The following is an 18,912-nucleotide window of genomic DNA, read 5'->3' on the forward strand; positions in this document are numbered from 1 at the left end:
CCCGGGGGGGGGCGCCGGCTCAGCCGCCGGCCACCAGCTGCCGCAGGTCGTTCTGGTAGGCCTGCAGCCGCTTGACCGCCTGCGCGCGCTGCGCCGCGCTGGTGCCGTTGTGCAGCGCGGCCAGGTTGCGGCAGCCTTCCTGCAGCAGCGCCTGCTGCTGCTCGCGCCAGGGGCCCGGGGGCGGATCGGCGATGCGCTGCAGGTAGGCATGCAGCGCGGCGCGCGCCTCTGTGGGCGGCGTGCGGTTCGCGACGAAGCCGCGCAGCAGCACCAGCGCCTCCTGCTGGCGCTTGCGGCGCTCCACGTCCTGCAGCTTCGGGTCGAACACCGACTGCGCCACCTGCTGGCGCAGCAGCTCGCGCTGCTCGGGCGAAAGCCGGCCGTAGAAGTCCTCGAAGCGGTCGAGGAACTGGTCGTAGCGCTTCTCCTGCACCCGGGCCGGCGAGCGGTCGAGCCAGTCCTTGCGGTAGTCGGCGTTGTTCTTCGCGTACTTGCGCTCGAGCTGCTGCAGCTGGGCCTCGCTGAGGCTCAGCAGCAACTCGGTGCCCGCGGGCTCGGCGCGCTCGCTGACCGCCAGCAGCCGGTCGCGGATGCGGTCGGTCATGGCGCAGGCCTGGGCCGGCGTCACCTCGCCGGGGGCCAGCGTCTCGGCCTCCTGCAGCAGCGCCGCGATCTTCGGCAGCTCGTTGCGCCGGTGCCAGTCGAGCAGCTGCGCGAGCTCGTCGCGCACCTTGGGCGTTTGCGAACCGTCGAAATCGAGGTAGCCGTCGAGCCACCAGTAGCTGAGCTCGGGCAGGTTGTTGTAGGCCAGCTTGATGGCGCTGCAAGCCCCCAGGACGGCCACCAGCGCCATCACGCCGATAATCCGCGCCAGCTTGAAACAACGCATCCGGGTAGAAAAAGGCATGAATCAGATTCCGAAGCAGGGCAACCAGGGACCGGTCGACGTCGTGATCATGGCGGCCGGCAAGGGCACGCGCATGAAGAGCAGGCTTCCCAAAGTGTTGCATCGTTTGGCCGGCCGCGCACTGTTGTCGCACGTGACCGGCACCGCCGCGCGCATCGGCGCCCGGCATGTGGTGATCGTCACCGGCCACGGCGCCGAGCAGGTCGAGGCCGCGATGGCCGCCTCGCCCGAGGCCGCCTCGCTGCGCTTCGCGCGCCAGGAGCCGCAGCTGGGCACCGGCCACGCGGTGCAGCAGGCCACGCCGCTGCTGCCCGACGACGGCACGGTGGTGATCCTCTCGGGCGACGTGCCGCTGATCGCCGAGGACACCTTGCGCACCCTGATCGCCGCCAGCGGCGGCGAGCGGCTGGCGCTGCTGACCATCGAGCTGGACGACCCCACCGGCTACGGCCGCATCATCCGCAACGCCGCGGGCGGCGAGGTGACCGCCATCGTCGAGCACAAGGACGCCAGCGATGCGCAGCGCGCCGTGCGCGAGATCAACAGCGGCGTGATGGCCGCGCCCGCGAAGCTGCTCAAGGGCTGGCTCGAGCGGCTGGACAACCGCAACGCCCAGGCCGAGTACTACCTGACCGACATCGTCAAGCACGCCGCGGCCGACGGCGTGCCGGTGGTGGCCCACATCACGACCGACGGCCTGCAGGTGGCCGGCATCAACAGCCCGGTGCAGCTGGCCGAGCTCGAGCGCGCCTTCCAGCGCCGCCAGGCCGAGGCCCTGATGACCCAGGGCGTGCGGCTGGCCGACCCGGCGCGCTTCGACCTGCGCGGCACGCTCGAATGCGGCGGCGACGTCGAGATCGACGTCAACTGCCTGTTCGAGGGCCAGGTTTCGCTCGGCGAGGGCGTGCGCATCGGCGCCAACTGCGTCATCGCCAATGCCCGCATCGAGGCCGGCGCCGTGATCCATCCCTTCACCCACATCGACGGCGAGAAGGCCGGCGTGACGGTCGGCGAGCGCGCGCTGATCGGCCCCTTCGCGCGGCTGCGCCCCGGCGCCCAGCTCGGCACCGAGGTGCACATCGGCAACTTCGTCGAGGTCAAGAACTCCACCATGGCCGCCGGCGCCAAGGCCAACCACCTGGCCTACCTGGGCGACGCCACCGTGGGCGCGCGCGTCAACTACGGCGCGGGCAGCATCACGGCCAACTACGACGGCGCCAACAAGCACCGCACCGTGCTCGAGGACGACGTGCACATCGGCAGCAACTGCGTGCTGGTGGCGCCGGTCACCATCGGCGCGGGCGGCACCATCGGCGGCGGCTCCACCATCAGCAAGACCACGCCGCCGGGCGCGCTCATCGTCGCGCGCGGCAAGCAGGTCACGATCCCGAACTGGCAGCGGCCGCAGAAGAAGCCGAAGGCCTGACGCGCCTCAGCCCGCAGGTGTCAGCGGCACCCGCGGCTCGAACTTCGCGCGCTTGAGGCTGAAGAAGGCCTTGACGTTGCGCACGTTGGCGTCGGCGGTGAACAGCCGCTGCACCAGCGCGCCGTAGCCGGGCATGTCGCGCGCGGCCACCACCAGCACGAAATCCGGTCCCGGCGATACGCGCCAGCACTGCTGCACCGCGTCGTCCGCGATCACGCGCGCCTCGAAGGCATCGAGCGACTCGGCGTCCTGCCGGTCGAGCGAGATCTCCACCACCGCCTGCAGCCCGTGGCCCAGCACGGCGGCCAGCCGGTCGGGCGACAGCAGCGCCACCTGGCGCTCGATCAATCCCTCCTGCCACAGCCGCTGGACCCGCCGCAGGCAGGTCGGCGGCGAGATGCCCACGGCCGCCGCCAGCTTCTGGTTGGTGGCCGAGGCGTCGCGCTGCAGGGCGTCGAGCAGCTTCAGGTCGATGGCGTCTAGTGCGATGGATTCCATGATTCGTGAAATTATGGAATAAAAATTCATTGAATTGAATGTGTGAAAGAAAAGTCCAAATTGATAGAAATTTAGACGGCAAATTTCTTTTCACCCTCCCTACCATTCGCAGCAATTCTTTTCGTTCTCCTTCATTCCTTTCCAAAGGCAAGACAACCATGTGCGGCATCGTCGGCGCGGCTTCCCATCGAAACATCGTCCCGGTCCTGGTCCAGGGCCTGCAGCGGCTCGAGTACCGCGGCTATGACTCCTGCGGCGTGGCCGTGCACGCGGGCGGCCTGACGCGCGCGCGCACCACCTCGCGCGTGGCCGACCTCCAGACCCAGGTGGCCGAGGACAGGCTCGAGGGCCTGACCGGCATCGCCCACACCCGCTGGGCCACGCACGGCGCGCCCGCGGTGCACAACGCGCACCCGCACTTCAGCCACGGCCCGGGCGCCGGCGCGCAGGAAGCGCGGCCCGGCCGCATCGCGCTGGTGCACAACGGCATCATCGAGAACCACGAGGCGCTGCGTGCCAGCCTCGAAGCCAAGGGCTACGTGTTCGAGAGCCAGACTGACACCGAGGTCATCGCCCACCTGGTCGACAGCCTCTACGACGGCGACCTGTTCGAGGCCGTGAAGGGCGCCGTGCGCCAGCTCACGGGCGCCTACGCCATCGCCGTGATCAGCCGCGACGAGCCGCAGCGCGTGGTCGGCGCGCGCGCCGGTTCGCCGCTGATCCTGGGCGCCGGCAAGGACGGTGCCGAGAACTTCCTGGCCAGCGACGCGATGGCGCTGGCCGGCGTCACCGACCAGATCGTGTACCTCGAGGAAGGCGACGTGGTCGACCTGCAGCCCGGCAAGTACTGGATCGTCGACCGCGCCCACAAGCCGGTGCAGCGCCCGGTGCGCACCGTGCAGGCCCACAGCGGCGCGGCCGAGCTCGGCCCCTACCGCCACTACATGCAGAAGGAGATCTTCGAGCAGCCGCGCGCCATCGGCGACACGCTCGAGGGCGTGGAAGGCATCGTGCCCGAGCTGTTCGACGGCATCGGCCAGGACGGCAAGCAGAGCGGCGCCAGCGCGCACCGCGTGTTCAAGGAGATCGACCGCATCCTGATCCTGGCCTGCGGCACCAGCTACTACAGCGGCTGCACCGCCAAGTACTGGCTCGAGGGCATCGCGAAGATCTCGACCCAGGTCGAGATCGCGAGCGAGTACCGCTACCGCGACTCGGTGCCCGATCCGCGCACCCTGGTCGTCACCATCAGCCAGTCGGGCGAGACCGCCGACACCCTGGCCGCGCTCAAGCATGCGCGCTCGCTCGGCATGGAGCAGACCCTGACCATCTGCAACGTCGCCACCAGCGCCATGGTGCGCGAATGCAAGCTGGCCTACATCACGCGCGCCGGCGTCGAGATCGGCGTGGCCTCGACCAAGGCCTTCACCACCCAGCTCGCGGGCCTGTTCCTGCTCACGCTGGCGATCGCGCAGTCGAAGGGCCTGCTGAGCGCGGAAGACGAGGCGCGCTACCTCAAGGAGATGCGCCACCTGCCGGTCGCGCTGCAGTCGGTGCTCGCGCTCGAGCCGCAGATCATCAACTGGGCCGAGGACTTCGCGCGCAAGGACAACGCGCTGTTCCTGGGCCGCGGCCTGCACTACCCGATCGCGCTCGAGGGCGCGCTCAAGCTCAAGGAGATCACCTACATCCACGCCGAGGCCTATGCCGCCGGCGAGCTCAAGCACGGCCCGCTCGCGCTGGTGACCAGCGAGATGCCGGTGGTCGCCGTGGCGCCCAACGACGCCCTGCTCGAGAAGCTCAAGAGCAACCTGCAGGAAGTGCGCGCGCGCGGCGGCGTGCTCTACGTGCTGGCCGACGGCGACTCGAAGATCAAGAGCAGCGAAGGCCTGCACGTGATCCACATGCCCGAGCACTACGGCGCGCTGTCGCCGCTGCTGCACGTGGTGCCGCTGCAGCTGCTGGCCTATCACACGGCCTGCGCGCGCGGCACGGACGTGGACAAGCCGCGCAACCTGGCGAAGAGCGTGACGGTGGAGTGATGAGGGGAGGGCGAGCCTCGGCTCGCCTGGCATGAGCGGTCGATGGGCGGGCGACAACGCAAGGACGCGCCATCGCCAGGCTGAATCCGAAGCCGTTTCCACTGCGTAGATGGCGTTGGTCGAAGACCAACTCCTGCGGTGCGGGCTGCCTGGCCGTGGGGCAGGTTCAACCCCCACCAGAGAGCGCCATGGCTTTGAGCACCCCCAAGGATCTTCCGGCAAGTCGCCGATCGAAGGGCTTCACGCAGAGGGATCACCGCAGGCTCGTCGAGGCGGGAGCGAAACCCGGTCAGGTCGTTCCTGTCGGGCTCTGGCACAGGGACGGGCATTTCGGCAGCGAGGCCGAGGCGCAGGGTGCCTTCAAGCTCGCGTACCAGCAGGCGGTCGACGGCCTGGGTGCATCGACGGCCGGCTGGATGGGCATCTCGCAGGGTGAGCTCGATGCATGGCTGCGGCATGGCACCCTGCCTGCCGTTCGCGGGCAACCGCCCGAAGACCCGGCCCATGCCGATCAGGCCGGGCCCGGCGCGCAAGCGGGGGCGTCGAAAGCCTAGAAGAAGGCCGCGCAGGCACGCGGGCGCCTCTCGTCGCGAGACGACACAATCGACCCGCATGGCTTCCCAAGCTCTGCCCGACCTCCTCGCCCCCGGCCTCGCCATCGTCTTCTGCGGCATCAACCCGGGCCAGCGCGCGGCCGCCTCGGGCCTGCACTTCGAAGGCCGGGGCAACCGCTTCTGGCGCGTGCTGCACCTGGCCGGCTTCACGCCGGTGCAGATGCAGCCCGCCCAGGCGCCGCAGCTGTTGCAACGCGGCTACGGCCTGACCACGGCGGTCGACCGGCCGACGGCGCGCGCGAGCCAGTTGGCGGCGCATGAATTCGCGGCCGCCACCGAGGCCTTCACCCGCAAGATCGCTGCCTGCGGCCCGCGCCGCCTCGCGTTCCTCGGCAAGGCCGCCTATGCGGGCATGACGGGGCGCCCGCAGATCGAATGGGGCCGCCAGCCCGAGCCCTTCGCCGGCATCGAGACCTGGGTCCTGCCCAATCCCAGCGGACTCAATCGCGCGTTCTCGCTCGATGAGCTCGTGGCCGCCTACAAGGCACTGCGCGAGGCGGCATCGCCGGCTTGACCGGCATTCCATCATGTTGGAAAATAAATCCAACATGAAAGAAGAAGCTCTCGCCCCCCTCAACGACCGCATCGCCCGCCGCGTGCGCGAACTGCGCGCCGCGCGCGGCCTCTCGCTCGAGGCGCTGGCCGCGCAGAGCGGGGTCAGCCGCTCGATGATCTCGCTGATCGAGCGCGGTGAGAGCAGCCCCACGGCGGTGGTGCTCGAGAAGCTAGCGACCGGTCTCGGCACCATGCTGGCCGCGCTGTTCGACGAGCCGCGCCAGCGCGCCGATCCGGTGGCGCGCCGCGCCGACCAGCCGCAATGGCGCGATCCCTCGTCGGGCTACCTGCGGCGCAACGTGTCGCCCGGCGGCATCGCCTCGCCGCTGCAGATCGTCGAGGTGCTGTTTCCGCCCAAGGCGCGCGTGGCCTACGAATCGGGCGCGCGCGAGTCGCAGGTGCACCAGCAGGTCTGGATGCTCGAGGGAACGATCGAGATCACGGTGGGCGAGGAGCGCCACCGGCTCGACGCCGGCGACTGCCTCGCGATGGTGCTCGACCGGCCCGTCGCCTACTTCAATCCCACGCGCGAGACCGCCCGCTATGCGGTCGCGATCGTGAGCCCCCATCCCGATGTCTGGAAGTGAGAACGAACGCCATGAACCCCACCAGCCTCCACCCGGTGCGCCGCCTGCGGGCGGTGGACGCGGCGCAACTGCAATCGCTGGCCGAGCTGCTGATCGACTGCGTCGACGGCGATGCCTCGGTGAGCTTCATGCATCCGCTGTCGCTCGAACAGGCGCTGGCCTTCTGGCGCAAGGTGGCCGACGGCGTGGCGCGCGGGGAGCGCGCGCTGATGGTGGTGGAGGACGCGCAGGGCATCGTCGGCACGGTGCAGCTCGTGCTCGACCAGCCCGACAACCAGCCGCACCGCGCCGACCTCGCGAAGATGCTGGTGCACCGGCGCGCTCGGCGCCAGGGGCTCGGCGCGCTGCTGATGCAGGCGGCCGAGCAGGCGGCGCGCGACAGCGGCAAGACGCTGCTGGTGCTCGACACCTCGAGTCCCGAGGCCGAGCGGCTCTACGAACGCTCGGGCTGGCAGCGCAGCGGCACCATCCCCGGCTATGCGTTGCTGCCGCGCGGCGGCTTCTGCGACACCACCTACTTCTATCGCACGCTCGCGCCCTGAGGCCGTCATGCGGCAGACTGGCGCGATGACCGAATTCGATCGACTGCTGGCCGAGGCTGCGCGCAAGCCGCTGGTCGGCTGGGACCTGTCCTGCGATGGCCGCATCGCGACCACCGCCGTGCCCTGGGATTTCGAACGGGCGGTGGTCCACCGCGCGCGCCAGTCGCCCGACCTGCTCGACATGGGCACGGGTGGCGGCGAGTGGCTCAGCCGGCTGCCGCTGCGGCCCGCGCGCACCGTCGCCACCGAGGGCTGGGCGCCCAACGTCGCGGTGGCGCGCGAGCGGCTCGCGCCGCTGGGCATCGAGGTGGTGGCGGTGGAGGGCGCGCCCGACAACGGCGCGCAGCACGATGGCGATGCGCAGGATGACGCACCGCTGCCCTTCGCCGACGGCGAGTTCCAGCTGGTGGTCAACCGTCACGAGTCCTTCGTGCCGGCCGAGGTGGCGCGCGTGCTCGCGCGCGGCGGCCACTTCCTCACGCAGCAGGTGGCCTCGGACTTCAATGCCGACCACTACCGGCTCGCGGGCCTGGCACCGGCCGAGCCGCCGCCCGAGTGGCGACTCGACATCGCGCGGCGCCAGCTCGAGCGCGCGGGCTTCGAAATCCTGCGCGCCGAGGCGGGCGCCGAGTTGCTGCGCTTCGCCGACGTCGGCGCCTTCGCCTGGTACCTGAAGAACGTGCCCTATGTCTGCCCCGGCTTCACGATCGAGGGCACGCGCGATGCGCTCGCGCAGCTGCATCGCCGGCAGCAGGCGGGCGAGGCGATCGAGGTGCGGCAGACCTTGTTCTGGATCGAGGCGCTGCGCTGAAGGCCTTCAGCGCGCCCCGAACTTCGCGTTCTCGAACAGGTCCTTGAACTCGCGCGGCTGCGAGCGCCAGTACTGCACCGGCGCCTTCACCCGCGCGCCGAGCTCGGCGGCCGCGTGCCAGGGCCAGCGCGGGTCGTAGAGGATCGCGCGCGCCAGCGAGATGGCATCGGCCCTGCCCTCGGCGAGGATGGCCTCGGCCTGCCGCGCCTCGGTGATCAGGCCGACCGCGATCACCGGGATGCCGACCTCGGCCTTCACGCGTTCGGCGAACGGCACCTGGTAGCCCGCGCCCAGCGCGATCGCCTGCTTCGGCGACACGCCGCCGCTCGAGACATGGATGGCCGCGCAGCCGCGCGCCTCGAGTGCCTTGGCGAAGGCGACGGTGCCCTCGAGGTCCCAGCCGCCTTCCACCCAGTCGACCGCCGACACGCGCACCCACACGGGCCGCTCGGCCGGGAAGACGGCGCGCACCGCGTCGAACACCTCGAGCGGAAAGCGCAGCCGGTTCTCGAGGCTGCCGCCGTAGGCGTCGTCGCGGTGGTTGGCCAGCGGCGACAGGAACTGGTGCAGCAGGTAGCCGTGCGCGGCATGGATCTCGATGCCCTCGATGCCGAGCCGCGCGGCACGCCGGGCGGCGGCCACGAAGGCCTCGCGCACGCGCGCCAGGCCCTCGGCGTCGAGCGCGAGTGGCACGTCCTCGCCGGGCGCGTGCGGCACGGCCGAGGGCGCGAAGGCCTTCCAGCCGCCGGGCTCGCCGGGACGGATCTGCGCGCCGCCTTCCCAGGGCGCGCGGCTCGAGGCCTTGCGCCCGGCGTGGCCGAGCTGCATCGCGATGGGCATCGACGAATGGGCGCGCACGGCGGCGAGCACGCGCGCCAGGCCCGCCTCGTTGGCGTCCGAATAGAGTCCGAGGTCGCCCGGCGTGATGCGGCCCTCGGCCTCGACCGCGGTGGCCTCGAGGATCAGCAGGCCCGCGCCCGACAGCGCGAGATGGCCGAGATGGATCAGGTGCCAGTCGCCCGGCGTGCCCTCGCTCGCCGAGTACTGGCACATCGGCGCGATCAGGATGCGGTTGTCGAGCGAAAGCGGGCCGAGCCGCATCGGCTCGAAGAGGCGGGGGGTGTCGCTGCTCACGGTGTCGTGGCTCCAGGGGTGCGGTAGGTGCAGGGATTCTGCGGGGGCGGCGCGATCCTTGCCGCGGGCAGGGCGTTGGCCTTGCGGTTCAGGGCGGTATGGATCAGGAGCGCCGCCACCACCATCGCCATGCCCAGCACCTCGTTCGCCGTGGGCAGGGTGCCGAGGGCAGCGCTCATCAGCAGCGCCGACACCGGCACGAAGTTGAGGAAGGCGGTGCCGGTGACGGCGCCGAGCGTGCGCACGCCATGGTTGAAGGCCAGCACCGAGGCGGCCGAGGGCACCACGCCGACGAACAGCAGCGCCTGCCACGACAGCCGCAGCCCTTCCAGGCTCGGCGCCGCCGACCAGCCGAGCAGCGCGGCACCGACCGCGGCGACCAGCAGCACCGGCCACGCGGCCAGCACCGTGAGCGCGCTGTACTCGACCGCGTCGAGCTCGGGAAAGCGCGCCGCGCCGCGCGTGTACCAGACCCAGCCCAAGGTGCCGACGAAGGCGATGGCATCGCCGAACAGCGTGGCGTTGCCCGCGCCGCCGTGGCCGCCCTGACCGCCGATGAGACCCGAGACGATCGCCACGCCCGCGAGCGCCAGCGCGGTGGCGAGCAGCGCGGCGCGCGTGGGGCGCACGCCGTCGAGCAGCCAGCGCACGAGCTGCGTGGTCATCGGCGTGGTGGCGATGATCACCGCGCCGTGCGAGGGCACCGAGTGCGCGAGACCGATCAGCAGCAGCACGCTGAAGAGGCCGAAGCCGGCCGCGCCGCGCAGCGCCAGCGCGCCCGCATGGCGGCGCAGCCTGCGCCAGGGCGCGGCGCCGCGCGGCAGCACCAGCAGCGCGAACAGCAGCGCCGACAGGCTGTAGCGGATCAGCGTGAACCACACGGGTTCGACGTGGTGGAGCACGCCCTTGCTGACGAGGAACAGGGAGCCCCAGCCGGAGGTGGCGAAGAGCAAGGCGGCGATGCCGTACAGGCGTTGGGATCGGGACATGGAGGGCTTTCGGACGATGAAGGAGTCGATGTGTCCGAGGATCGGGGCGGGGCCGCGCGAATGCCATTCGCTTCTTTGGAGCGGGCCCTCCGAAAAAACGAAGGGACCGCGCGCCGCCGCGCGCTCACAATCGGCCGCCATGGAGCTCTACCAGCTGAAGACCTTCGTCGCCATCGCCCGCGAGGGCAGCCTCACGCGCGCCGCCGAGCGCGTGTTCACCAGCGCGCCCGCCGTGAGCGCGCAGCTCAAGGCGCTCGAGGACGAGCTCGGCGTGCGCCTGTTCGAGCGCACGCCGCGCGGCATGACGCCCACGCCCGCGGGCCAGAGCCTGCTCGAGGAGGCCGAGCGCACGCTGGCCTCGGCGCTGCGCATGCGCTCGGCCGCCGAGCAGCTGCGCGGCGCCGCGCAGGGCGTGGTGCGCTTCGGCACCGTGGTCGACCCGGTCTCGCTGCGGCTCGGCGACGTGCTCGTGAAGCTGGCCGAGCGCCATCCGCAGGTCACGCTGCAACTGCGCCAGGGCCTGTCGTACGAGACCGCCTCGGCGGTCGAGCGCGGCGAGCTCGACTGTGCCTACACGCTGAGCGACGTGGCTTCGCGCGAAGGCCTGGCGCTGCACCGGCTGGCGCCGGTCGACCTGGTGGTCGTGCTGCCGCTGCCGATGGCCGACGCCCATCCGGGCCTGTCGCTCGAGGCGCTCACCGAGCAGCCCTGGGTCGGCACGCCGCCCACCTGCGTGCTGCGCGCGCACCTCGACCGCCTGTTCGCCGGTGCCGGCCGCGAGTACCGCCAGGGCCGCACCGCCGACAGCGAGAGCGCGGTGCGCAGCATGGTCGCGAGCGGCATGGGCGCGGGGCTGATGCGGCTCGACCAGGCCGAGCAGGGCGAGCGCCACGGCGAGCTCGCGATCTGGCCCGGCTGGCGCGCCCACACCTGGCTGTGCTGGATCGAATCGGCCGCGGGTGCGCGGGCGCCGGCGGTCGAGGTGGTGCGGCAGGCGGTGTTCGAGGCCTGGGGCGTCTGAGGCCTTCCGCCCCTGTGGCAAGGCGGCCCCTGTCAGCCTCCGGTCAGCGCGAAACGCCGGCACGCGGGTACGATGCGCGCGGCCTGCCGCTGGCGGGGTCTTCCTCCTTTCTCGCATGCCCGAATCGACCCTTTCTCTCGCCGAACTCCTGAACCGCGCCAGGCAGGCACTGGCGGGTCCCGAGGGCGTGCTGCCCGCGCTGCCGCCGGCCACGCCGGTCACCGGCAGCGTGGTCTTCCTCGCGATCGGCGAGGGCGGCAGCCGCGCCCGCGTGGTCTCGGGCCGCGGCGCCGATGCCGCGCAGGCCTGGGAGGAAGCGGCCGAGGCGCTGGCCGATGCCGCGCAGCGCGGCGAGCGCCCGCCGCAGCGGCTGCGCGCGGAACTGGTCGAGCACGTGCTGCCGATGAACTGGGGCGAGTTCAAGGAACTGCTCGCGAAGACGCGGCGCAACTACTTCCAGCAGGGCGTGTCCTTCGACAGCCGCTTCGAGTTCGCGCTGCTCGCGCCCGAGGCCAACGGCAGCGCGGTCTTCTACGACGGCAGCGTGGACCACTGCCAACCCAACCCCGGCAACCTGCGGCTGCACACCCGGCGCCGCTTCGGCAAGGAGCTCGACTTTCCCGACGACGACGCCGTGCCCGTGTGGTGCTTCACCACGCGCGCCGTCTACGTCGACGCCGAGGGCGCCTGGCCGATCGTCCCCGAGGGCCAGGAGGCCCACCTGCGCCGCCTCGACGACTGGAGCGCCGCGCCGGTGCGCCGCATGGTCGAGGACGCGAGCCGCTACCTGGCCGCGCAGGTCAAGCCCACGGGCGAGTTCCACTACGGCTGGTTCCCCTGCTTCGACCGCGCCATCCCGACCTACAACACGCTGCGCCATGCGAGCTCGACCTATGCGCTGCTCGAGGCCTGGGAGCTCACGCGCGACGCGGCGCAGAAGGAGGCCATCGACCGCTCGCTGGCCTTTCTCGCGGGCTCGCTGATCCGGCCCGCGGTGCTGCCCGACGGCAGCCGCGCGGCCTTCCTGGTCGACGTGGCGCACGAGGTCAAGCTCGGCGGCAACGCGGTCTGCCTGCTGGCCTTCGTCAAGTACACCGAACTGACCGGCGACCGCCGCTTCCTGCCGCTGCTCGAGCTGCTCGCGCTCGGCATCCGCCACATGCAGGACCCCGAGACCGGCCGCTTCGTGCACGTGCTGCACCGGCCCAGCCTCGCGGTGAAGGAGGCCTTCCGCGTCATCTATTACGACGGCGAGGCCGCGTTCGGGCTGATGCGCCTGTACGGCCTCACGCGCGATCCGCGCTGGCTCGCGATGGTCGAGAAGGCCTTCGACCACTTCATCGCCGCCGAGCACTGGCGCGCGCACGACCACTGGCTCGGCTACTGCGTCAACGAGCTCACGCGCCACCGGCCCGCGCTGCGCTACTACGAGTTCGGGCTGCGCAACGTGGCCGACTACCTCGACTTCGTGCGCGAGCGCATCACCACCTTCCCGACCCTGCTCGAGCTGATGATGGCCGCGCGCGAGATGGTGCTGCGCATCGAGGCCGATCCCGAGCTGCGCCACCTGCTCGAGGGCCTGGACCGCGACAAGTTCGAGCGCGCGCTCGAGCACCGCGCGCGCTACCTCGCGAACGGCCATTTCTGGCCCGAGCTCGCGATGTTCTTCCGCCATCCCGACCGCATCGCGGGCTCGTTCTTCATCAAGCACCACAGCTTCCGCGTGCGCATCGACGACGTGGAGCACTACCTGTCGGGCTATGTCGCCTACCACCGGCTGCTGAAGGCGCGCGAGGGCGGCGAGGTGCCCGCGCCGTCGTTCGCGCCGCAGGCCGCGGCCGTGCCGGTGCCGGCCGACACGCCCGCGGCGCGCACCGGCACCGTCGCCTTCGGCGGCGACGTGAACCTCGGCCGCCGCCTGCACTACCGGCGCCTCGAGCTCGGCGGCGCGCGCCGCATGCTCAGCGGCATCCCCGCGCTGCGCGAGGCCGACCTGCGCATCGTCAACCTCGAATGCGTGGTCGCCACCACCGGCGAGCAGGGCGTGGAGAAGGGCGAGGCCGGTTCCTACTACTTCCGCGCGCGGCCCGAGATGCTCGACGTGCTGACCACCGCGCGCATCGGCATCGTCGCCACCGCCAACAACCACAGCGGCGACTACGGCCCGGGCGCGCTGATGGAGCAGCAGTGGCACCTGCAGGCCGCGGGCATCGCCTGGGCCGGCACCGGCCGCGACCTCGAGGCCGCGCTGCGCCCGGCCTTCGCGATGGCCGGCGGCGTGCGCGTCGCGCTGTTCTCGCTCGACGCCACCCAGCCCCAGTTCGCGGCCGGCCCCGACCGGCCCGGCGCCGCCTACCTGCCGCTCGACGAGCCCGCGGCCTGGACCGCGCTGCTCGCGCCGCGCATCGAGAAGGCGCGCGAGTCGGCCGACGTGGTGCTGGTGGCGGTGCACTGGGGCGACAACCTCGAGACCGAGCCGTCCGAGGCCGAGATCGCGGCCGGCCATGCGATCGTCGATGCCGGCGCCGATGCGGTGCTCGGCACCTCGGCGCACGTGCTGCAGGGCATCGAGGTCTACCGCGGCCGGCCGATCGTGCACGACGCGGGCGACCTGCTGTTCGAGGCGGTGCGCGACGATTTCGTCGACGCGGGCGTGTTCACGCTCGCGCTGAGCCCGCGCGGCGTCGAGCAGTTGAGCTTCACGCCGATCGGCGTGGGCTTCGGCCGCTCGCGCCAGTATGCGAACGAGCGCGCGCGCGGCGCGGCCACGCGTTTCGCGCGCCAGTGCGAGGCGCTCGGCACCCGCATGGCGGTGCTGCCCGAGGGCCGCTGCACCCTGGCGCTGGCACCGCCCGAGCGCGCCTCGCGGCTCGCCGCCGACGTCCCCGCGCTGCCCGAGCCGGCGTTCGCGCGCGTCGCGCCGCTGCTCGCGCCGCGGCCCGAATGGCTGGTCGACGTGCTGCCGCCCGATTCGCGCCACATCGCGCCGATCCGCTTCGGCCCGCTCGAGCTGCTCGGCATCCGCTGCGCGCCGACGCAGATCTCGGGCCGCCGCATGCTGTGGGTCGAGTCGTTCTGGCGCGCGGTCGAACCGGTGGCCGACGACCTGCGCGTGCAGTTCCGCGCCATGCCGATGCGCAGCACCCACATGCCGCCCTGGGGCGAGAGCATGGACCACGACCCCTGCGACTGGATGTGGCCCACCAGCCGCTGGCAGCCGGGGCGCATCCACCGCGACCGCTACGGACTGCGGCCGCCCGCGAGCAGCCTGCTGCGCAGCGACGTGCTGCAGATCGAGGTGCGGGTGGTCGGCAGCGCCCGGCCCGCGCGCCTGGGCGAGGAAACCGAGGAGACCGTGCCCGCGCCCGAATGGCCGGCGCAGCGCCTGCCCGTGTGGTGCGGGCTGCGCGCTTCGCAGGTGGCGCTGCCGCTGCCCGAGCGGCCCGCGCCCGTGCTGTTCGCGCTGCGCCCCGGCGCCTCGGCCACGCCCGAGCCGGTGTGGACCGCCGAGGCGCTGCAGCGCATCACGCGCGGCCAGTGGCTGGTCGAGCCGCCGCCCGATTGGCTCGCGCGCTCGGTGGTGCGCGGCCCGAAGCACATGGAGCTGCTGCCGGCGCCCGCGCTGTTCGTCGCCTCCGACTACCAGACCCTGGCCGCGCACGAGCGCTACAGCCGGCCGCGCAGCACGGTCAACTGGGACCGCCACCTGCTGCTGCCCGGCCTGCAGGACCAGCTCGCGGGCGCGATCGTGCAGCACCCGGTCGAGGGCCTGGCTCCGGACTTCCCGCTGCTGCAGGTCGAGGACCCGATCCGCGCCATGCTGCGCCTGGGTGCCGCCGCGCGCGAGCGCTACCGCGGCCTGCTGGTCGGCGTGACCGGCACCGTGGGCAAGTCCTCCACCATCGCGATCCTGCGCGACCTGCTGCCCGCGCAGGCGCGCGTGCACACCACCATCGACAACTACAACTCGCGCGTCGGCGTGCCGGCGATGCTGGCCAGCCTCGGGCCCGACGTCGACGTCTGCATCCTCGAGATGGCGCAGAGCTCGCTGTGGATGGACCGCGGCCCGATCTCGCTGATGGCGCGCCCGCACGTGGCGATCGTCACCGAGATCGGCCTGTCGCAGACCCGGCAGGCCGTGAGCGTGGAGCAGACGGCCGAGTACAAGTCGCGCATCTTCCTCGGCCTGGAGCCCGGCGGCGTGGCCATCGTGCCCGACCACATCCCCTGCCTGCTGCAGACGGTGCAGGCCGCCGCGCGCACCGCGGGCGCGGTGTGGGTGGTGGGGCGCGGGCCGCAGGCCGACGTGCGCGTGCTCGCCATCGAGCCCGAGGGCCATGGCTGCCGCGTGCACATCGCGCTGCGCGGTCGCACCCATTCCTACCTGTTCCCGGTCGCGAGCGAGGGGCTGGTGCGCAACTCCACGCTCTCGTTCGCGGCGCTGGTCGCGATGGGCTTCGATCCCGAGGCCGCCTGCGCGCGCATGCCTGGCGTGCGGCTGCCGGCCTCGGTGATGCACGTGCAGGCGCTGCGCACCGAAGGCGGCGTGCAGGCCACGCTGATCGACGACAGCTGGAACGCCGAGGTGATGTCGATGCGCAATGCGATGGCGTTCGTGCGCGATTACGGCCGCGCGGGCGGTGGCGGCAATGGCGCCGCGCCGGTGGCGCGCCGCATCGCCATGCTGGGCCGCATCGTCAACCTCGACCATGCGGCCGAGGCCATGCACCGCAGCCTCGCGGCGCCGCTGCTGGACTCGGGCATCGAGCACGTGGTGACGCACGGCCAGGAGATGCGCTGGCTGCGCGAGGAGATGCCGGCCTCGATGCTGGGCCCGCACTTCGAGAGCGCGGCCGAGGCCGCCGGCTACCTCGGCGCCTTCCTGCGCGACGGCGACCTGCTGCTGGTGAAGGGCGACCGCGACCGCTCCGACTTCGGCGACATCCCCGAGCTGCTGCAGAAGCTATGAACCTGCGCTCGACCTCCGTGCTGCTGTGCGCGCTCGCCGTGGCGCTGGTGCAGGCGGCCTGCGCGCAGCGCGCCGAGATCCGCCCGCCCGCGATCCGCGCCATCGGCGACGAGGTGCTGCACTGGAACCAGCCCGCGGTGCGCGAGAACTGCCCCGAGGGCCGCTTCGGCTTCCTCTGGGTGCAGCCGGTCGAGGGACCGGCCTGCATCCGCTATTTCGCGAGCAGCGACATCGAGGGCGCGCGCGTCGCCATCGTGCAGTTCTCGGGCGACCGCGACGCCGTGATGGACCAGCCGCCCGCGCGCATCTCGGGCAACACCGAGGCGCTGCGCACCACCGACGCGCAGCGCAACCGCGACCGCGCCGGCGTGCCCTGGATCTTCGTCGCGCGGCCCGGCACCTACGGCTCCTCGGGCAACCACCGCCAGCGCCGCCAGCCGGTGGAGTTCCATGCGCTCGATGCCGCGCTCGACGCGCTGATGCAGCGCCACCGCATCCAGCGCCTGGTCATCCTCGGCCACAGCGGTGGCGCCACCGCGGGTGCCGCGCTGCTCACGCTGGGCCGCACACGCGTGGCCTGCGCGGTGCTGACCTCGGGCGCCTACGGCCTGCTCGAGCGCGCGCGCCTGCTCGGGCGTTCGCGCGACGGCCGCACCGATACCACCGGCAGCACGCGCTTCTACGACCCGCTCGACCATGTCGACGGCGTGGTGCCCGATCCGGCGCGCCGCATCGTGCTGATCGGCAACCGCGAGGACGAGAACACGCCCTTCGCGCTGCAGGAGCGTTTCGCCGAGGCGCTGCAGCGCGCCGGCCATCGCGTGGAGATCCGCACCGCGGCCGCGGAACCGCCCGACTTCCACGACCTCAAGGACCGCGCGGGGCCGAACGCCGCCGCGGCCTGCGCGCGCGAAGCCATGTACCCGGAGCCGCGCGGCACCGAGCGCTGAAGGGCAGCCGGGGCGGCCGGCCCGCGTACATTCACGCCCATCGAACGCAAGGCGAAGGCATGTCCATGAGCGAACCGAGGATCTCCCAGCGCAGCTACGGCCGCATGCCCGACGGCCGGCCCGTCATCGAGTACACGCTCGACAACGGCCTCGGCCTGCGGCTGCAGGCGATCAACCTCGGCGGCATCGTCACCGCGCTGCTGGTGCCCGACCGCCAGGGCCGCGCCGCCAACGTGGTGCTGGGCCTGCCCGACCTCGCGGCCTACCTCGGGCCGCATCCGCACTTCGGCACCATCGTCGGGCGCTTCGCCAACCGCATCGCCGCCGGGCGCTTCGAACTCGACGGCCAGGCGCACCAGCTCGCGCTCAACGACGGGCCGAACTCTCTGCACGGCGGAACGCAGGGCTTCGGGAAGCGCTTCTGGAGCATCTACGCGCTGCCGGGCGAGCCCGGGCGCATCGGCATCGAGCTGCGCCATGTCAGCGCGCATGGCGACGAGGGCTATCCGGGCGAGCTGCGGCTCGCGGTGCGCTACGAACTGAGCACCACGGCCAACACCTGGCGCATCGGCTACCGCGCCGAGACCGACCGGCCGACCGTGCTGAACCTGAGCCACCACGACTACTTCAACCTCGCGGGCCAGGGCAGCGTGATGGCGCACCGGCTCACGCTGCCGGCCAGCCGCTACTGCCCGGTCGATGCCACGCTGATCCCCACCGGGCTGGCCGAGGTGGAGGGCACGCCCTTCGATTTCCGGCAGCCGCTGGCCATCGGCGATCGCATCCGCGACGGCCATGCGCAGATGCTGATCGCGCGCGGCTACGACCACAACTGGGTGCTCGACCGCGCGCAGGAGCGCGACGGCCTCGCGCTGGCCGCGCGGCTGGCGCACGAGGCCTCGGGCCGCACGATGGAGGTGCACACCACCGAGCCCGGCGTGCAATTCTATTCGGGCAACTTCCTCGACGGCAGCCTGCTGGGCAGCGGCGGCGCGGCGATCCGCCAGGGCGACGGCCTGTGCCTGGAGACGCAGCACTTTCCCGATTCGCCGAACCGGCCGGAATTTCCCTCCACGGTGCTGCGGCCCGGCGAGGTGTTCCGCAGCGTCACCGAGCACCGCTTCGGCATCGCCTGAAGCCCGGCGCCGGGCTCAGGCCGCCGACAGGCGGTCGTCGGGCACCGTGCCGAAATCCGTCAGCGCGAAATCCTCGGGCACGTGCACGGCCTGCGCATCGCGCCGCAGCAGGCCGCGCTGCTCCATGGCGCGCATGGTCTTGTTGACCACCTCGCGCGACAGCCCCGAGTACGAGGCGATCATCGATTGCGAGATGCGCTTGTCGAAGCCGCCCGCGTGCACCGGCGCCAGCTGCGTGAGCTGGTGCAGCACGTGGCCCACCAGCGCGCCCGAGGACAGCGTGGAGACGCGCCGCAGCCGTCCGCGCAGCAGGGCCAGCCGCTTCGCCACCAGGCCCAGCAGGCGCAGCGCGATCTCGGGCCGGCGCGCGCACAGCTCGCGCAGCGCGGCCACCGACACCAGGTGCACCGACGAGGGCAGCGCCGCGACCAGCGCCTGCGTCGAGCGGTAGCGGTCCTCCGGCAGCCCGAGGTCGAGGAAGAAATCGTCGGCGCGGATGAACTCGCTCGTGAAGTCGGCGCCCGGCGTGCGGCCGCGCGCCACCACGCGCAGCAGCCCGCTCGCCACGCAGTAGACGCGGTCGGTGTCTTCGCCGGCCTCGAGCACGGTCTCGTTGCGCCGGAAGTAGCGCAGCTCGCTGTGGCGGGTCAGCCATTCCCGTTCCGCCATCGGAAGGCCGGCCGTGAGGGGATGCAGGTACATGGCCGCGATGATTGGCGCGCGCGGCCGCC

General features: G+C 72.2%; 16 protein-coding genes. 11 read left to right on the plus strand and 5 right to left on the minus strand.

Features of this window, described 5'->3' with window-relative positions; all coding sequences use genetic code 11:
• Positions 1-19: 19 nt before the first annotated feature.
• Positions 20-889, minus strand: coding sequence for a DUF6279 family lipoprotein (locus AC07RM_RS39870; protein WP_208507780.1), 870 nt, complete (start codon positions 887-889; stop codon positions 20-22).
• Between the two features lie 16 nt (positions 890-905).
• On the opposite strand from AC07RM_RS39870, the gene glmU reads away from it, so the two are divergent.
• On the plus strand, positions 906-2,333 hold the full coding sequence (glmU, locus tag AC07RM_RS39875) for a bifunctional UDP-N-acetylglucosamine diphosphorylase/glucosamine-1-phosphate N-acetyltransferase GlmU (protein WP_495337997.1): 1,428 nt from the start codon (positions 906-908) through the stop codon (positions 2,331-2,333).
• A 6-nt stretch (positions 2,334-2,339) separates the two neighbouring features.
• Here the strand turns inward: glmU and AC07RM_RS39880 are convergent, their stop codons facing one another.
• Entirely contained in the window at positions 2,340-2,831 is a 492-nt protein-coding gene (locus tag AC07RM_RS39880; protein WP_495337998.1) for an Lrp/AsnC family transcriptional regulator, read from the minus strand.
• Between the two features lie 158 nt (positions 2,832-2,989).
• On the opposite strand from AC07RM_RS39880, the gene glmS reads away from it, so the two are divergent.
• The 6 genes from glmS to AC07RM_RS39910 all read left to right on the plus strand — a co-directional run bounded on the left by glmS (position 2,990) and on the right by AC07RM_RS39910 (position 7,982).
• On the plus strand, positions 2,990-4,873 hold the full coding sequence (glmS, locus tag AC07RM_RS39885) for a glutamine--fructose-6-phosphate transaminase (isomerizing) (RefSeq protein WP_495337999.1): 1,884 nt from the start codon (positions 2,990-2,992) through the stop codon (positions 4,871-4,873).
• Positions 4,874-5,061: 188 nt separating this feature from the next.
• Positions 5,062-5,427 (plus strand): hypothetical protein, encoded by a 366-nt coding sequence (locus tag AC07RM_RS39890; RefSeq protein WP_093353594.1) that lies wholly within the window; start codon positions 5,062-5,064, stop codon positions 5,425-5,427.
• A gap of 58 nt (positions 5,428-5,485) precedes the next feature.
• Positions 5,486-6,001, plus strand: a complete 516-nt coding sequence (gene mug, locus AC07RM_RS39895; protein WP_495338000.1) for a G/U mismatch-specific DNA glycosylase — start codon at positions 5,486-5,488, stop codon at positions 5,999-6,001.
• A gap of 34 nt (positions 6,002-6,035) precedes the next feature.
• Entirely contained in the window at positions 6,036-6,629 is a 594-nt protein-coding gene (locus tag AC07RM_RS39900; protein ID WP_495338001.1) for a helix-turn-helix domain-containing protein, read from the plus strand.
• 11 nt (positions 6,630-6,640) lie between these two features.
• A complete protein-coding gene (locus AC07RM_RS39905) occupies positions 6,641-7,171 on the plus strand; it encodes a GNAT family N-acetyltransferase (RefSeq protein ID WP_209546308.1) in 531 nt (176 codons plus the stop codon).
• Between the two features lie 25 nt (positions 7,172-7,196).
• Entirely contained in the window at positions 7,197-7,982 is a 786-nt protein-coding gene (locus tag AC07RM_RS39910) for a class I SAM-dependent methyltransferase (protein ID WP_495338002.1), read from the plus strand.
• A gap of 6 nt (positions 7,983-7,988) precedes the next feature.
• Here the strand turns inward: AC07RM_RS39910 and AC07RM_RS39915 are convergent, their stop codons facing one another.
• Both AC07RM_RS39915 and AC07RM_RS39920 read right to left on the minus strand, forming a co-directional pair.
• A complete protein-coding gene (locus tag AC07RM_RS39915; RefSeq protein WP_495338013.1) occupies positions 7,989-9,083 on the minus strand; it encodes an NADH:flavin oxidoreductase/NADH oxidase in 1,095 nt (364 codons plus the stop codon).
• A 29-nt stretch (positions 9,084-9,112) separates the two neighbouring features.
• Positions 9,113-10,105, minus strand: a complete 993-nt coding sequence (locus tag AC07RM_RS39920) for a DMT family transporter (protein WP_495338003.1) — start codon at positions 10,103-10,105, stop codon at positions 9,113-9,115.
• Between the two features lie 139 nt (positions 10,106-10,244).
• On the opposite strand from AC07RM_RS39920, the gene AC07RM_RS39925 reads away from it, so the two are divergent.
• From AC07RM_RS39925 to AC07RM_RS39940, 4 genes are all read left to right on the plus strand, one after another.
• A complete protein-coding gene (locus AC07RM_RS39925; protein WP_495338004.1) occupies positions 10,245-11,126 on the plus strand; it encodes a LysR family transcriptional regulator in 882 nt (293 codons plus the stop codon).
• A 115-nt stretch (positions 11,127-11,241) separates the two neighbouring features.
• Positions 11,242-16,095 carry a CapA family protein gene (locus AC07RM_RS39930; protein WP_495338005.1) on the plus strand — a complete coding sequence of 1,618 codons (4,854 nt, stop codon included), beginning with the start codon at positions 11,242-11,244 and terminating at the stop codon, positions 16,093-16,095.
• Positions 16,092-17,045: an alpha/beta hydrolase family protein gene (locus AC07RM_RS39935; RefSeq protein ID WP_093353614.1), complete on the plus strand. Its 954-nt coding sequence runs from the start codon at positions 16,092-16,094 to the stop codon at positions 17,043-17,045. The genes AC07RM_RS39930 and AC07RM_RS39935 overlap by 4 nt, the downstream gene beginning before the upstream one ends.
• Before the next feature lie 65 nt (positions 17,046-17,110).
• Entirely contained in the window at positions 17,111-18,181 is a 1,071-nt protein-coding gene (locus tag AC07RM_RS39940; RefSeq protein ID WP_431511610.1) for an aldose epimerase family protein, read from the plus strand.
• 15 nt (positions 18,182-18,196) lie between these two features.
• Here the strand turns inward: AC07RM_RS39940 and AC07RM_RS39945 are convergent, their stop codons facing one another.
• A complete protein-coding gene (locus tag AC07RM_RS39945; RefSeq protein ID WP_208514072.1) occupies positions 18,197-18,883 on the minus strand; it encodes a Crp/Fnr family transcriptional regulator in 687 nt (228 codons plus the stop codon).
• Positions 18,884-18,912 lie beyond the last annotated feature (29 nt).

The sequence above is a fragment of the Variovorax sp. GW821-FHT09B05 genome, assembly GCF_059418265.1.

Bases quoted from the DNA above. Each gene is read 5' to 3' on its own strand.
- AC07RM_RS39920 (WP_495338003.1), bottom strand. From the start codon at position 10,105: ATGTCCCGATCCCAACGCCTGTACGGCATCGCCGCCTTGCTCTTCGCC.
- AC07RM_RS39870 (WP_208507780.1), bottom strand. From the start codon at position 889: ATGCGTTGTTTCAAGCTGGCGCGGATTATCGGCGTGATGGCGCTGGTG.
- AC07RM_RS39945 (WP_208514072.1), bottom strand. From the start codon at position 18,883: ATGTACCTGCATCCCCTCACGGCCGGCCTTCCGATGGCGGAACGGGAA.
- glmU (WP_495337997.1), top strand. From the start codon at position 906: ATGAATCAGATTCCGAAGCAGGGCAACCAGGGACCGGTCGACGTCGTG.
- AC07RM_RS39900 (WP_495338001.1), top strand. From the start codon at position 6,036: ATGAAAGAAGAAGCTCTCGCCCCCCTCAACGACCGCATCGCCCGCCGC.
- AC07RM_RS39890 (WP_093353594.1), top strand. From the start codon at position 5,062: ATGGCTTTGAGCACCCCCAAGGATCTTCCGGCAAGTCGCCGATCGAAG.
- AC07RM_RS39915 (WP_495338013.1), bottom strand. From the start codon at position 9,083: ATGCGGCTCGGCCCGCTTTCGCTCGACAACCGCATCCTGATCGCGCCG.
- AC07RM_RS39935 (WP_093353614.1), top strand. From the start codon at position 16,092: ATGAACCTGCGCTCGACCTCCGTGCTGCTGTGCGCGCTCGCCGTGGCG.
- AC07RM_RS39925 (WP_495338004.1), top strand. From the start codon at position 10,245: ATGGAGCTCTACCAGCTGAAGACCTTCGTCGCCATCGCCCGCGAGGGC.
- glmS (WP_495337999.1), top strand. From the start codon at position 2,990: ATGTGCGGCATCGTCGGCGCGGCTTCCCATCGAAACATCGTCCCGGTC.
- AC07RM_RS39905 (WP_209546308.1), top strand. From the start codon at position 6,641: ATGAACCCCACCAGCCTCCACCCGGTGCGCCGCCTGCGGGCGGTGGAC.
- mug (WP_495338000.1), top strand. From the start codon at position 5,486: ATGGCTTCCCAAGCTCTGCCCGACCTCCTCGCCCCCGGCCTCGCCATC.
- AC07RM_RS39880 (WP_495337998.1), bottom strand. From the start codon at position 2,831: ATGGAATCCATCGCACTAGACGCCATCGACCTGAAGCTGCTCGACGCC.
- AC07RM_RS39930 (WP_495338005.1), top strand. From the start codon at position 11,242: ATGCCCGAATCGACCCTTTCTCTCGCCGAACTCCTGAACCGCGCCAGG.
- AC07RM_RS39940 (WP_431511610.1), top strand. From the start codon at position 17,111: ATGAGCGAACCGAGGATCTCCCAGCGCAGCTACGGCCGCATGCCCGAC.
- AC07RM_RS39910 (WP_495338002.1), top strand. From the start codon at position 7,197: ATGACCGAATTCGATCGACTGCTGGCCGAGGCTGCGCGCAAGCCGCTG.